General features: G+C 66.3%; 12 protein-coding genes. 9 read left to right on the forward strand and 3 right to left on the reverse strand.

Features of this window, described 5'->3' with window-relative positions:
• Positions 1-72: 72 nt before the first annotated feature.
• The 7 genes from WCE05_RS01855 to WCE05_RS01885 all read left to right on the forward strand — a co-directional run bounded on the left by WCE05_RS01855 (position 73) and on the right by WCE05_RS01885 (position 9,961).
• Positions 73-1,236: an efflux RND transporter periplasmic adaptor subunit gene (locus tag WCE05_RS01855; RefSeq protein ID WP_368815358.1), complete on the forward strand. Its 1,164-nt coding sequence runs from the start codon at positions 73-75 to the stop codon at positions 1,234-1,236.
• Positions 1,233-4,325 carry a multidrug efflux RND transporter permease subunit gene (locus WCE05_RS01860; RefSeq protein ID WP_368815359.1) on the forward strand — a complete coding sequence of 1,031 codons (3,093 nt, stop codon included), beginning with the start codon at positions 1,233-1,235 and terminating at the stop codon, positions 4,323-4,325. The genes WCE05_RS01855 and WCE05_RS01860 overlap by 4 nt, the downstream gene beginning before the upstream one ends.
• A 9-nt stretch (positions 4,326-4,334) precedes the next feature.
• Positions 4,335-5,009: a heavy metal response regulator transcription factor gene (locus tag WCE05_RS01865; protein WP_225788570.1), complete on the forward strand. Its 675-nt coding sequence runs from the start codon at positions 4,335-4,337 to the stop codon at positions 5,007-5,009.
• Positions 4,984-6,396, forward strand: a complete 1,413-nt coding sequence (locus WCE05_RS01870; protein WP_225788569.1) for a heavy metal sensor histidine kinase — start codon at positions 4,984-4,986, stop codon at positions 6,394-6,396. Before WCE05_RS01865 ends, WCE05_RS01870 begins: the two co-directional genes overlap by 26 nt.
• Before the next feature lie 129 nt (positions 6,397-6,525).
• Positions 6,526-6,750, forward strand: coding sequence for a hypothetical protein (locus WCE05_RS01875; RefSeq protein ID WP_253167681.1), 225 nt, complete (start codon positions 6,526-6,528; stop codon positions 6,748-6,750).
• 205 nt (positions 6,751-6,955) lie between these two features.
• The gene (locus WCE05_RS01880; RefSeq protein ID WP_368815360.1) at positions 6,956-8,284 is read left to right on the forward strand and encodes an OprD family porin; all 1,329 of its coding nucleotides are present in this window, start codon (positions 6,956-6,958) and stop codon (positions 8,282-8,284) included.
• A 180-nt stretch (positions 8,285-8,464) separates the two neighbouring features.
• Positions 8,465-9,961 (forward strand): diguanylate cyclase, encoded by a 1,497-nt coding sequence (locus WCE05_RS01885; RefSeq protein WP_253090646.1) that lies wholly within the window; start codon positions 8,465-8,467, stop codon positions 9,959-9,961.
• 75 nt (positions 9,962-10,036) lie between these two features.
• On the opposite strand, the gene WCE05_RS01890 is transcribed toward WCE05_RS01885, so the two are convergent.
• Positions 10,037-10,513 carry a PA2169 family four-helix-bundle protein gene (locus tag WCE05_RS01890; RefSeq protein WP_225788566.1) on the reverse strand — a complete coding sequence of 159 codons (477 nt, stop codon included), beginning with the start codon at positions 10,511-10,513 and terminating at the stop codon, positions 10,037-10,039.
• 66 nt (positions 10,514-10,579) lie between these two features.
• Between WCE05_RS01890 and WCE05_RS01895 the strand changes: the two genes are divergently transcribed.
• Both WCE05_RS01895 and WCE05_RS01900 read left to right on the forward strand, forming a co-directional pair.
• Complete coding sequence (locus WCE05_RS01895; RefSeq protein WP_225788565.1) at positions 10,580-10,717, forward strand: hypothetical protein; 138 nt, start codon at positions 10,580-10,582, stop codon at positions 10,715-10,717.
• On the forward strand, positions 10,714-10,950 hold the full coding sequence (locus WCE05_RS01900; RefSeq protein WP_253101337.1) for a DUF3820 family protein: 237 nt from the start codon (positions 10,714-10,716) through the stop codon (positions 10,948-10,950). The genes WCE05_RS01895 and WCE05_RS01900 overlap by 4 nt, the downstream gene beginning before the upstream one ends.
• Before the next feature lie 52 nt (positions 10,951-11,002).
• Here the strand turns inward: WCE05_RS01900 and WCE05_RS01905 are convergent, their stop codons facing one another.
• Positions 11,003-12,730 carry a PTS fructose-like transporter subunit IIB gene (locus WCE05_RS01905; RefSeq protein WP_253081396.1) on the reverse strand — a complete coding sequence of 576 codons (1,728 nt, stop codon included), beginning with the start codon at positions 12,728-12,730 and terminating at the stop codon, positions 11,003-11,005.
• Positions 12,727-13,674: a 1-phosphofructokinase gene (gene pfkB, locus WCE05_RS01910; protein ID WP_253081397.1), complete on the reverse strand. Its 948-nt coding sequence runs from the start codon at positions 13,672-13,674 to the stop codon at positions 12,727-12,729. The genes WCE05_RS01905 and pfkB overlap by 4 nt, the downstream gene beginning before the upstream one ends.
• Position 13,675 lies beyond the last annotated feature (1 nt).

Raw genomic sequence — 13,675 nt, forward strand, 5'->3', positions numbered from 1 at the left:
CCCGATCCAGGCGCTATAAGCTTGATCAGGACAGAACCGCTTCCCCACCCTTCGGCTACGGTGCCCGACCCGATGCGACCTCCATCCCGATCCCTCGTCCTCGCCGCCCTGGCACTTCTCCTCCTGGCGGCCCTGGGCGGGTGGCTGAGCCAACGCCAGGAGGCGCCCAGCGTGCGCGCGCAGAACGCCATTCCGGTGCGAGTGGTCAGCGTCGCCCGGCAGGACGTACCGCGCTACACCAGCGCCATCGGCTCGGTGCTGTCGCTGCACAGCGTCGAGGTACGCCCGCAGGTCGAAGGCGTACTGACCCGGGTGCTGGTCAAGGAAGGGCAATGGGTCAAGCAGGGCGACCTGCTCGCCACCCTCGACGACCGGGCGATCCGCGCCAGCCTCGACCAGGCCCGCGCCCAACTGGGCCAGAGCCAGGCACAACTGCAGGTCGCCGGTGTGGACCTCAAGCGCTACCGCCTGCTCAGCAGCGACGACGGCGTGTCCAAGCAGACCCTCGACCAGCAGCAGGCGCTGGTCAACCAGTTGCAGGCCACGGTCAAGGGCAACCAAGCCGCCATCGCCAACGCCGAGGTGCAGCTGTCGTACACGCAGGTCCGTTCGCCGGTGACCGGCCGGGTCGGCATCCGCAATGTCGACCCGGGCAACCTGGTGCGCACCAGCGATACCCGCAGCCTGTTCAGCGTCACCCAGATCGACCCGATCGCCGTGGAGTTCGCCCTGCCCCAGCAGATGCTGCCGACCTTGCAGAGCCTGCTGAACGCACCGACCCCGGCGCTGGTGCAAGCCTACCTGGATGCCGACGGCGAGAGCCGCCTGCTCGGCGAAGGTCACCTGGCCCTGATCGACAACCAGGTATCGGCCAACACCGGCACCGTGCGGGTCAAGGCCGAGTTCGACAACAAGGACGGTCATCTGTGGCCCGGCCAACTGGTGACCGTCAAGCTGCGCACCGCGGTGGAGCAAAGTGCCCTGGTGGTTCCACCGCCCGTGGTGCAGCGCGGCATCGACGGCCATTTCGTCTACCGCCTGGACGGTGACAAGGTGACCAGCGTGCCGGTCAAGGTGCTGTACCAGGACAGCACCCTGAACATCGTCGCCGGTGTCGAGCCGGGTGACCGCCTGGTGCTCGACGGGCAGTCGCGGCTCAAGCCCGGCGCCCAGGTCGAGGTCACTCCCGAAGCGCCCGCCCCAGCGGAAATGGCCGACCGCCGGAGCCAGCCATGAACACCCGCAATGGCCTGTCGGCCTGGTGCATCGACCACCCGGTGGCGACCCTGTTGCTGACCTTCGCCTTGGTCCTGCTCGGTGTCATCGCCTTCCCGCGCCTGCCCGTGGCGCCCCTGCCGGAGGCCGACTTCCCGACCATCCAGGTCACCGCCCAGTTGCCCGGCGCCAGCCCCGAGACCATGGCCTCCTCGGTGGCCACGCCGCTGGAGGTGCAGTTCAGCGCCATTCCCGGCATGACCCAGATGACCAGCAGCAGCGCCCTGGGCTCGACCACGCTGATCCTGCAGTTCAGCCTGGACAAGAGCATCGACACCGCCGCCCAGGAAGTCCAGGCGGCGATCAACACCGCCACCGCACGGCTGCCCCGGGACCTGCCCAACCCGCCCACCTGGCGCAAGGTCAACCCGGCCGACAGCCCGGTGCTGGTGCTCACCGTCAGTTCCGCGCAGATGCCTGGCAACGAACTGAGCGACTACGCCGAGACCCTGCTCGCCCGCCAACTGAGCCAGATCGACGGCGTCGGCCTGATCAACATCACCGGCCAGCTGCGCCCGGCCATCCGCGTCCAGGCCCAGCCAGAAAAACTCGCCGCCATCGGCCTGACCCTGGCCGACCTGCGCCAGGCGATCCAGCAGACCAGCCTGAACCTGGCCAAGGGCGCCTTGTACGGCGAACACAGCGTCTCGACCCTCGCCGCCAACGACCAGTTGTTCCACGCCGAGGACTACGCCCAGTTGATCGTCTCCTACCGCGACGGCGCACCGGTGCACCTGCGCGACGTGGCCAAGGTGATCCAGGGCGCCGAGAACGCCTACGTCAGGGCCTGGTCCGGCGAGCGCCCGGGGCTGAACCTGGTGATCTTCCGCCAGCCGGGGGCGAACATCGTCGATACCGTCGACCGGGTGATAGCCGCCCTGCCCAAGCTGCAGGAAATGCTCCCGGCCTCGGTCGAGGTGTCGGTGCTCAACGACCGCACCCAGACCATCCGCGCCTCGCTGCACGAGGTAGAGCTGACCCTGATGATCGCCGTGGCCCTGGTGATCGGGGTGATGGCGCTGTTCCTGCGCCAATGGTCGGCCACCCTGGTGGTCTCCAGCGTGCTCGGCGTGTCGCTGATCGCCAGTTGCGCCCTGATGTACGTGTTCGGCTTCAGCCTGAACAACCTCACCCTGGTGGCCATCGTCATCGCCGTGGGCTTCGTGGTGGACGATGCCATCGTCGTGGTGGAGAACATCCACCGCCACCTGGAGGCCGGCGACGACAGCCGTACCGCGGCGCTCAAGGGCGCCGGCGAGATCGGCTTCACCGTGGTGTCGATCAGCTTCTCGCTGATCGCCGCATTCATCCCGCTGCTGTTCATGGGCGGAGTGGTCGGCCGGCTGTTCAAGGAATTCGCCCTGACCGCCACCGCCACCATCCTGATCTCGGTGGTGGTGTCGCTGACCCTGGCACCGACCCTCTGCGCCCTGTTCATGCGCCGCCCGCCGGCACACCAGCATGGCGGCCTCGGCCAGCGCCTGGTGCGCTGGTACGAGAAAGGCCTAGACCATGCCCTGGCCCACCAGCGCCTGACCCTCGGTGTGTTCGGCCTGACCCTGGCGCTGGCAGTGGCCGGCTACGTGGCCATCCCCAAGGGCTTCTTCCCGCTGCAAGACACCGGTTTCATCCTCGGCACCACCGAGGCGGCGGCGGACGTGTCGTACCCCTCGATGATCGAGAAGCACCAAGCCCTGGCGAAGATCATCGAGGCAGACCCTGCAGTACGCGCCTTCTCCCACGCCGTCGGCGTGACCGGCAGCAACCAGACCATCGCCAACGGCCGCTTCTGGATCGCCCTCAAGCCACGCGGCGAACGCGACGTCTCGGCCAGCGAGCTGATCGACCGGCTACGCCCCAAGCTTGCCCAGGTGCCGGGGATCGTCCTGTACATGCGCGCTGGCCAGGACATCAACCTCAGCTCCGGGCCTTCGCGTACCCAGTACCAGTACGTGCTCAAGAGCAACGACGGCGTCGCCCTGAACCTCTGGACCCAGCGCCTGACCGACCGCCTGCGCGAGATCCCGGCGCTGCGCGATCTGTCCAACGACCTGCAGTTGGGCGCCAGCGTCACCCGCATCGACATCGACCGCCAGGCCGCGGCACGCTTCGGCCTGACCACCGCCGACGTCGACCAGGCGCTGTACGATGCCTTCGGCCAGCGGCAGATCAGCGAATTCCAGACCGAGACCAACCAGTACAAGGTGATCCTCGAACTCGACGCCCGCCAGCGTGGCAAGGCCGAGAGCCTGAATTACTTCTACCTGCGCTCGCCATTGACCGGCGAGATGGTGCCGCTGTCGGCGGTGGCGCATGTCGCCGCGCCGAGCACCGGGCCGTTGTCGATCAGCCACGACGGCCTGTTCCCGGCGGCCAACCTGTCGTTCAACCTGGCACCGGGCGTGGCCCTGGGCGACGCGGTGAAGATCCTCGAGCGCACCCAGCGCGAACTGGGCATGCCCGACTCGATCGTCGGCAATTTCCAGGGCGCGGCACAGGCGTTCCAGAGCTCACTGTCGAGCCAGCCATGGTTGATTCTGGCCGCGCTGGTGGCGGTGTACATCATCCTCGGCGTGCTCTACGAGAGCTTCGTCCATCCGCTGACCATCATTTCCACCCTGCCCTCGGCGGGCCTCGGCGCACTGATCCTGCTCTGGGCCATGGGCCAGGACTTCAGCATCATGGGGCTGATCGGCGTGGTGCTGCTGATCGGCATCGTCAAGAAGAACGGCATCCTGCTCATCGACTTCGCCCTGGATGCCCAGCGCCGCCAGGGGCTGACACCGGAGCAGGCGATCCACCAGGCGTGCCTGACGCGCTTCCGGCCGATCATCATGACCACCCTGGCAGCCCTGCTCGGCGCGCTGCCGCTGATGTTCGGCTTCGGCGCCGGCGCCGAGCTGCGCCAGCCCCTGGGGATCGCCGTGGTGGGCGGGCTGCTGGTCAGCCAGGCCCTGACGCTGTTCACCACCCCGGTCATATACTTGGCCCTGGAGCGTCTGTTCCACCGCCGCCAGGCCGCCAAGGCCGTTGCGCCCAGTGCCAGTTGAGACAAGACCATGCGTGTGCTGATCATCGAAGACGAAGAGAAAACCGCCGACTACCTGCATCGCGGCCTGAGCGAACAGGGCTTCACCGTCGACCTGGCCCGTGACGGCATCGACGGCCTGCACCTGGCCCTGGAAGGCGACTACGCGGTGATCGTGCTCGATGTCATGCTCCCCGGGCTGGATGGCTACGGGGTGCTGCGTGCCCTGCGTGCGCGCAAGCAGACGCCGGTGATCATGCTCACCGCCCGCGAGCGGGTCGAGGACCGTATCCATGGCCTGCGCGAAGGCGCCGACGACTATTTGGGCAAGCCGTTCTCCTTCCTCGAACTGGTCGCCCGGCTGCAGGCCCTGACCCGTCGCAGCACCAGCCACGAGCCGCTGCAGATCCAGGTCGGCGACCTGTGGATCGACCTGCTCAGCCGCAAGGCCAGCCGCGCCGGCCAGCGCCTGGAGCTGACCGCCAAGGAGTTCTCCCTGCTCAGCGTGCTGGCTCGCCGGCAGGGCCAGATCCTGTCCAAGACCGCCATCGCCGAGCTGGTCTGGGACATCAACTTCGACAGTGACGCCAATGTCGTCGAGGTGGCCATCAAGCGCCTGCGCGCCAAGCTCGACGGACCCTTCGACAACAAGCTGCTGCACACCATCCGAGGCATGGGCTATGTCCTGGAAAACCGTGCGGGGTAACTCCATCGCCCTGCGCCTGTCGGCGCTGTTCACCCTGGTCGCCCTGGGGGTGTTCGTGCTGATCGGCAGCGCCCTGTACCGCCAAGTCGACCGCAGCCTCGACCTGCTGCCGGCAGCCGAACTGGACGCGCGCTTCAGCGTGCTGGAGTCCACCCTCAACCGCTACGGCACACCGGAACACTGGGCCAAGATCCATAACAAGCTCAACCTGCTCGGCGAGGAAGACCGGCGTATCCGCTTCTGGGTGGTCAGCGGCGACCCGGCCTACGAGTACGGCCAACCGGACGAGGCGATCCGTCGCTTCGCCGCAGGCCCGCAGGGCATGCGCGATTTGCGCCTGGCCGAGCATCCGTATCCATACAAGGTGCTGGTCAGCGAACTGCCAGCCCTTGGCGAACGCCCGCCGCTGCGCTTTCTCATCGGTATCGACACCGAGACCTTCTGGCAGGCCCAGCACAGCCTGCTGGTGGCCATCGTCGGCCTCGCCGCGCTCGGCGTGCTGCTGGCCTCGCTGCTCAGCTACTGGGTCGCGCGCATCGGCCTCAAGCCACTGCAGGCCCTGTCGACCGAGGCCCAGGCGCTGGCCCCGCCGCACCTGGACGGACGCCTGCGGACCCAGGACCTGGCCCCGGAGCTGGCGCAGTTCGCCGACGCCTTCAACGCCGCGCTGGACCGGGTCAGCCTGGCGTACTCGCGGCTGGAGGCGTTCAACGCCGACGTCGCCCATGAGCTGCGCTCGCCGCTGACCAACCTGATCGGCCAGACCCAGGTAGCCCTGACCCGCGGGCGCAGCGCCGAGCATTATTTCGAGGTGCTGCAATCGAACCTCGAGGAGCTCGAACGCCTGCGCAGCATCATCAACGACATGCTGTTCCTGGCCAGCGCCGACCAGGGCAGCAAGGTCACCGCCCTGACCCAGGCCTCGCTGGCCGAGGAAGTGGCCACGACCCTCGATTATCTGGACTACATCCTCGAAGACGCCCACGTCAGCGTCACAGTCAGCGGCGATGCCCAGGCACCGATCGAGAAGGCCCACCTGCGCCGGGCGCTGATCAACCTGCTGAACAACGCCGTGCAGCACACTGCGCCCCACCAGGTGATCGATGTACGCATCGAGGCCGGCAACGAGCAGGTCAGCATCGCCGTGAGCAACCCGGGCCCAGCCATCGCCGAGGAACACCTGCCGCTGCTGTTCGAGCGCTTCTACCGGGTCGATGCCGCCCGCAGCAACAGTGGCGGCGGCAACCATGGCCTGGGCCTGGCGATCGTCAAGGCCATCGCCCTGATGCATGGTGGCGAGGTCTTCGTGCACAGCAAAGGGGGGGCCAACACCTTCGGTATCCGCCTGCCGAGCGCTCAACTGCGCGGGTTTGCGACAAAAGCCTGAACGTTGGCCACTCGATCATTACCTTTTACGCAACGGTGCTTATCCAACTTCGCTCTGTTTCCAGGGCGTCGACGGGGCTAACTTACGCCTGTCTCAATTAGCACTTGCCCCGCAAGAAGGTTGTTCCAAATGTCCAACAGTATGGGTGTTGCCAGCGTTTTCGTCCTGTCTTCCCTGTTGTTGTCGCCCCTGGCCATGGCCGAAGAATCGCCGGCCTTCGTTGCCCGTAACGCCGCACTTTCCGCTGTTCACCAACAAGCCCGCGAAGCCTATGCCGCGCAGAAGTCAGACAGCGTGAAAGACGCACAACAGACCGCATCCAAGGCCGTTACCGACGATAATGCCGATAGCTGATCGGCACTTCGAACGCTCTCCTTTTTCCCTTGGCTACTCCATGGGCATTGCCCGTGTCGATATGTTAGCCTTTCAAAGCCGCTGCCGATCAGCGGCTTTTTTTATGTGCTCGAAACTCTCAGCCAGGCTGTTACGTACTTCATAAGAAAGTTGTAAACCCGACAATAAAAACTGCCCCACCGCCAGACCAAAGGAGCTTGTACCGGTGTCTTCCGCGTTTCGTTTCACCCCGTTGTTCGTTGCATTGGCCGCAACGATGCCGTTTGCCGCACAGGCCGATGAAGACAAGGCTGAGGGCTTCATCGAAGGCGCGTCCCTGAACCTGCATTTTCGCAACGCCTACTTCCACCGCAACCAGCTGGACCGCGGCCACAACGACAACCGTGAATGGGGGCAGGGCTTCGTCGCCCGCTTCGAGTCCGGCTATACCCCGGGCGTGATCGGCTTTGGCCTCGATGCCCACGCCATGCTCGGCCTGAAGCTCGATGGTGGCGGCGGGCATGCCGGCACCAGCCTCCTGCCGGAGCACATCGAGGACGACGGTGAGCTGGGCGCCGCGCCGCACTCGCTCTCCACCGCCGGCGCCGCCGTCAAGTTCAAGGCCTTCGACACCGAACTCAAGGCCGGTGACCTGTTCCTCACCAACCCGGTGATCGCCGGTGGCGAGACGCGCATGCTGCCGCAGACCTTCCGTGGCGTGAGCCTGACCAACACCAGCATCGACGGCCTGCTGCTCGAAGGTGGCCAGGTCAGCTTCACCAAGCCGTACAACCAGAGCGGCCACCGCCGTATCGACACCTACTACGGCACGCTCGACGATGGCACCAAGAGCCAGCACCTGACCTGGGCCGGTGCGTCCTGGAGCGGCAGCGAGAGCATCACCAGCAACCTGTATGCCGCCGAGCTGAAGGACATCTGGAACCAGTACTACTTCGACTTCGACTACACCTACGTGGTCAACGACCTGGTCAGCTTCAATCCGGGCCTGCACTTCTACCACACCCAGGACACCGGCCAGGCGCTGCTCGGCGACATCGACAACAACACCTACAGCGTGCACTTCACCGTCAATGCCGGGTACCACAGCGTCACCGCCGCCTACCAGCGGGTCAATGGCGACACGCCGTTCGACTACATCAACCTGGGCGATAGCGTGTACCTGGACAACTCGCGCATGTACTCGGACTTCAACGGCCCCAACGAGCGTTCGTGGAAGCTGCAGTACGACTATGACTTCGCCGGCCTGGGTATCCCGGGCCTGAGTTCGTCGCTGTCGTATTCGCGCGGTGAGTTGGACCTGACCAAGCCCGCCCCGGGCAACCGCCATTACGACTACTACAATCCCGACGGCAAGAACGCCATGCATTGGGAACGTGACCTGGACGTGCAGTACGTGTTCCAGGAAGGCAGCCTCAAGGACCTTTCGGTGCTGCTGCGCTATGCCAGCCACCGTGGCAGCCAGGGCTATTCCTCGGTGGACCGTGACATGGACGAGTACCGGGTGATCGTCGACTACCCACTGAACGTGTTCTGACCGGCTGACGCTCAGCGGCTTTTGGGGCTGTTTCGCAGCCCCACACCACGTCAACCCGCTCATTCCGTCGGACAGCCGCGCTAGCTCTTGTCCGGCCATTGCCGCTTGCCTAGAATGAGGCCGCCGCGTAATAGCCCTACCCTCACGGACAGAGGGGCTTATGCAGTAGCGAGCATGACGTTGCCTACTCGATCACCGCGTTCCTCCCTGTCCAGATCGCAGCCCGAGCTGATCCTCAACCTGGGCAGCTGCCTGGCCGTGCTCGCCATCGTCGCCATCGTCAGCTATCTGCTGGCCCGCGAGCGGGACAGCGTCGAGCAATCGGCCAAGCGCTCCTCGAGCAACATCGTCCAACTCATCGAGAGCGATATCCTGCGCAACGTCGAACTCTACGACCAGTCCCTGCGCAGGCTGATCTGGGCGGTACAGCACCCCGACCTGCTGCAGGTACGCTCGCAGCTACGCCAACAGATCCTGTTCAACCAGACCTTCGCCGCGCCGGTGCGCGGGAACATCCTCTGGCTCGACGCCAAGGGCGAGGTGCGCGGTGATTCGCTCAACGTGGTGCCACGCCAGGCCAGCCTCGCCGACTCCGTAGCCTTCCAGGCCCATCGCGACAACCCAGGCCTGGGCCTGTTCATCAGCCCGCCCTTCCAGGCCCGCTGGGGCAACCTCGACTGGTGCATCAGCTTCAGCCGGCGTATCTCCAGGACCGATGGCGAATTCGCCGGGTTGGCCATGGGGGTGCTGCGGTTGTCCTATTTCAGCCAGTTGTTCGAGCGCCTGGACATCGGCACCGACAGCAGCATCAACCTGCTCAATACCGATGGCCAGCTATTGGCGCGCCAACCCAGCCGCCCGCAGGCCCCGCTGATCGGCAGCGATTTCAGCGCACGTGCGAACTTCCAGCGCATCCTCAGCGAACACAGCGGCAGCTTCACGGCCCCTTCCGGGGCTTCCGGCGCCCAGCGCATGTACACCTTCGCCCGGGTGGGCGACCTGCCGCTCATCGTCCTGGTGGCGCATTCCACCGACGAGGTCTTCCAGTCGTGGCGGCGCACGGCAGCCCTGGTCAGCGTGGCGACCGGCATCCTGTGCATCGGCATCCTCTGGCTGACCCTGCTGCTGGCCCGCGAATTGCGCCGCCGCCACGACGCCGAGCAAGGCCTCGCGGCCCTGGCCGCCACCGACAGCCTCACGGGCCTGGCCAACCGCCGGCAACTGGACCAGGTGCTGCGCCAGGAATGGGCACGCGCCCAGCGCAATCGCCAGCCGCTGGCGATCCTCATGGTGGATGTGGATCATTTCAAGGCGTACAACCAGCGCCATGGCCACGCCGGCGGCGACCATGCCTTGCGCGAGGTGGCCCGAACCATAGAGCGCTGCATCCGCCGTCCCGCGGACCTGGCGGCACGCTACGGCGGCGAGGAATTCCAAGTGGTGCTACCGGAAACCGAACTGTCCGGCGCCCGCCTGCTGGCCGAACGCATCCGCGCCAGCGTCCAGCAAATGCCGTCCTTCGACAGTGATGCCCGGCCAGTGACCGTCAGCATCGGCATCGGCCTCTATACCCCCGGTACCCAGCAAGACCTGGCAGGCCTGCTGGGCACGGCGGACGAAGCCCTCTACCGGGCCAAGGCCAATGGCCGCAACCGGGTGGAGGGCCCACTGGAGTAGACCTAGGCCTTTCGTACACCGTTGGGCCTGGCAAAGGCTGCGTAGCAGCCCCATCGATTCACCGCTGGACTGGCCTTAGGAGCGTGCACGCGCAGCATCACGCAGAGCCTTGACCTGGTCATGGTTGCGTTGCACGCCCTGCAACTGCCTCTCCACCAGGGCATAGGTCTCGTCGCTGGCGGTACGGCCGAGCTTGACCAGCTTCTCACGGGCGTCCTTGTAGGCCTTCAGGGCGAAGTCCTCGCCACGCTCGACCTCGTTGAGCACCGCCTCCTCGCTCTTGCCGGTCAGCATCGACTTGAAGTTGACCCAACCCCGGTGCAGGTCGCCGCTGAGGCTGGTGGAGGTTTCCGGATCGCCACCCAGGCGACGCACCTCGCCCTGCAGCTCGGCGGCGGCATTGGCGCACTCCCCGGCCCGCTGGACGAAAAAGGCCTTCAGCTCGGCATTCTTGACATCATCGGCCGACTCCTTGAACCCCTTCTCGCCGTCCTTGCTGTATTCGATCAGGTCGTTGAGCACGTCGATCACGTCTTTGTTCGGATTGCTCATGGCACAAACTCCTTGGCAGGTGATAGTCACCAAGGTTGGAGCAGCCTTCGTGCCAAGCCAAACCCCATGAAAAAACCATCCAAAATCAATCAGATAGCCAAAGGCAAGGAAAGACCGAACGAGGCGTTCTGCATGATCGCCGCTTGGGGCTTCGTGCAGATTGCAGTATGGTCGGAGCCTTTCACCCGCCAGGCCCGCCCATGAAGCCCGAATCCCTGCAACGACTGCTCACCCGCACCATGCCCTTCGGCAAGTACCAGGGCCGCCTGATCGCCGACCTGCCAGGCGACTACCTGGCCTGGTTCGCCCGCAAGGGCTTCCCATCCGGTGAGTTGGGCAGCTTGCTGGCCTTGATGTACGAAATCGATCACAACGGATTGGGCGAGTTGCTGGCGCCATTGCGATCCCAGTTGCAAGCCACAAGCCGCAAACCATAAGAAGCCAGCCCCAGCGCCTCTTGCAACTTGCAGCTTGCGGCTCATCCCCCCGCTAGGACGCCACCGCCAACTCCACCCGCTCGCCCTTCTTGATCAGCGCATACACCACCGCCGTCAACAAGCTGCCCGCCAGGATCGCCAGCAGGTACAGCAGCGCATGGTTGATCGCATTGGGGATCAGCAGCACGAACAGCCCGCCATGGGGCGCCATCAGCTTGCAGCCGAAGTACATCGACAGCGCCCCGGTCAGCGCGCCACCGGCGATGCTCGCCGGGATCACCCGCAACGGGTCCTTGGCGGCGAAGGGGATCGCCCCTTCGGAAATGAAGCACAAGCCCAGCACCAACGCCGCCTTGCCCGCCTCGCGCTCACCCTGGGCGAACTTGCGCCGGGCCAGGAAGCTGGCGATGCCCAGGCCGATCGGCGGCACCATGCCAGCGGCCATGGTGGCCGCCATCGGCGCATAGCTGGACGAAGCCAGCAGCCCCACCGAGAAGGCATAGGCCGCCTTGTTGATCGGCCCGCCCAGGTCGACGCACATCATCCCACCGAGCAGCAACCCCAGGAGAATGGCGTTGGTGGTGCCCATGCTGTCGAGAAACTGCGTCAACCCCTCGAGCATCGCCGCCACCGGCTGGCCGACCACATAGATCATCACCAGGCCGGTGAACAGGCTGGCCAGCAGCGGAATGATCAGGATCGGCTTGAGCGCATCGAGGCTGCTCGGCAGGCGCGCCCAGCGGCTGATGGCCTTGGCGCTGTAGCCGGCGAGAAAGCCGGCGATGATGCCACCTATGAACCCTGCGCCCAGGGTGCTGGCCAACAGGCCACCGATCATGCCAGGCGCCAGCCCCGGCCTGTCGGCGATGGACCAGGCGATATAGCCGGCCAGCAACGGCACCATCAGCTTGAACGCGGCCTCGCCGCCGATCTGCATCAGCGCCGCTGGCAAGGTACCGGGCTCCTTGTAGGCCTCGATGCCGAAGACGAACGACAGGGCGATCAGCAGGCCACCCGCCACCACCATCGGCAACATGAACGACACGCCGGTGAGCAGGTGCTTGTAGACACCGCTCTTTTCAGACGCCTTGGGCGCCTCGCCGGTGGCGTCACCGGCGTTCTCCACCTTGCCTTCGGCCAACGCCTTGTCGAGAATGCCGCGCGCCTGCTTGAGCGCGACGCCGGTGCCGCAGCGGTAGATGCGCTTGCCGGCGAAACGCGCGGTGGGCACCTCGATGTCGGCGGCCAGCAGCACCACGTCGGCGGCCGCGATGGCCTCGGCCGGCAGCGGATTGCGCGCCCCGACCGAACCCTGGGTTTCCACGGTGAGCAGGTAGCCCAGCTCTTGGGCCGCCTGCTGCAGGGCCTCGGCGGCCATGAAAGTGTGGGCCACGCCCGTCGGGCAGGCGGTGACCGCGACGATCCTCGGCTGCGCGTTGGGCTGCGGCGCTTCGACGGCGCCCACGGCTTCCTGCACCTGGGCCTTGGCGGCGGCCTCGTCGAGAAAACCTTCCCGGTCGGCCAGGGCCTGGGCCGGGGTGCTCTGGTACAGGCGCTTGCCGACGAAACGAGCCAGGTCCACCGGGCCGGTGCTGACCACCAGCACCCAGTCGGCCTCGGCGATCTGCGCGCTCGTCAGGCGGCGTTCGGGCTGTTCGTCGGCCTGCACCTCGACGCTGGTGCTCCAGCCCCGTCGCTGCGCGGCGGCCGCCAGCAGGCGTGCGCTCAGCACGCTGGACACCTGGCCGTTGGGGCAGGCGGTGACGATGGCGATGTTCATCGGCAACCCTCTTGTCGTTCTGTCAGTTGCACGGCGGCCTCCAGGTGGGCCAGTTGCTCGCGATCACAGAGGCCGAAGCCGACCTGGGTCACCGCCTGGGCAGCGATGGCAGTGGCGCGGCGCAGGGTCTGCGCAGGCGCCTCGCCCAGCAGCAGGCCATGGACCATGCCAGCCACCAGCGAGTCACCGGCACCCACGGTACTCGCCACCTGCACCTGCGGCGGTCGCCCATGCAAGGCCAGGCCCTTGGCGAACCAGCTCACGCCCTGCTCGCCCTGGGACACCACCACATGCTGCACGCCGGTCGCCAGCAGGCGCTCGGCGGCGGCACGCTGCTCGGCCGGGCTGTGCACGGCAACGCCAAGCACCTCGCCCAGCTCCTCGGTGTTCGGCTTGACCAGCCACGGCGCCGTCCGCAGGCCAACACGCAAGGCCTCGCCGCTGCTGTCCAGGGCGACCTTCAGGCCCTGGGCCTGCAATTGCAGCAGCAACTGGCCGAACCACTGCGGATCGATGCCGCGAGGCAGGCTGCCGGCCACCACCACCGCGTCATGCCCCGGCGCGATCTTCTCCAGGCGGCGCAACAACGCAGTCCGGGCGACCTCGCCGACGTCCGGCCCCTGGCCATTGATATCGGTGACCCGGCCATCGGCCTCCACCAGCTTGATGTTGCTGCGGGTCTCGCCCACTACGCGGACGAAGCAGTCGGTAAAACCGCGCCGGGCGATCAGTGCATCGAACGGCTGCAGGTTGTCACGCCCGAGGAAGCCGCCGACGGTGACACTGTGCCCCAGGTCGGCCAGTACCTGGGCGACGTTCAGGCCCTTGCCGGCAGCATGGCTGTGCTGGGCCTGGCTACGGTTGACGTGCCCTGGGCGCAGGGCATCCAGGCTGACGGTGATGTCCAGCGCCGGGTTGAGGGTCAGGGTGAGGATCTTGGCCATT

It is taken from the genome of Pseudomonas sp. I2 (genome assembly GCF_040984075.1).
Lineage (GTDB): Bacteria > Pseudomonadota > Gammaproteobacteria > Pseudomonadales > Pseudomonadaceae > Aquipseudomonas > Aquipseudomonas guariconensis_B.

Excerpts from the sequence above, each read along its gene's own strand:
- WCE05_RS01900 (WP_253101337.1), top strand. The coding sequence starts at position 10,714 with ATGAAGCCCGAATCCCTGCAACGACTGCTCACCCGCACCATGCCCTTC.
- WCE05_RS01905 (WP_253081396.1), bottom strand. The coding sequence starts at position 12,730 with ATGAACATCGCCATCGTCACCGCCTGCCCCAACGGCCAGGTGTCCAGC.
- pfkB (WP_253081397.1), bottom strand. The coding sequence starts at position 13,674 with ATGGCCAAGATCCTCACCCTGACCCTCAACCCGGCGCTGGACATCACC.
- WCE05_RS01865 (WP_225788570.1), top strand. The coding sequence starts at position 4,335 with ATGCGTGTGCTGATCATCGAAGACGAAGAGAAAACCGCCGACTACCTG.
- WCE05_RS01855 (WP_368815358.1), top strand. The coding sequence starts at position 73 with ATGCGACCTCCATCCCGATCCCTCGTCCTCGCCGCCCTGGCACTTCTC.
- WCE05_RS01870 (WP_225788569.1), top strand. The coding sequence starts at position 4,984 with ATGTCCTGGAAAACCGTGCGGGGTAACTCCATCGCCCTGCGCCTGTCG.
- WCE05_RS01890 (WP_225788566.1), bottom strand. The coding sequence starts at position 10,513 with ATGAGCAATCCGAACAAAGACGTGATCGACGTGCTCAACGACCTGATC.
- WCE05_RS01875 (WP_253167681.1), top strand. The coding sequence starts at position 6,526 with ATGTCCAACAGTATGGGTGTTGCCAGCGTTTTCGTCCTGTCTTCCCTG.
- WCE05_RS01860 (WP_368815359.1), top strand. The coding sequence starts at position 1,233 with ATGAACACCCGCAATGGCCTGTCGGCCTGGTGCATCGACCACCCGGTG.
- WCE05_RS01895 (WP_225788565.1), top strand. The coding sequence starts at position 10,580 with ATGAAAAAACCATCCAAAATCAATCAGATAGCCAAAGGCAAGGAAAGA.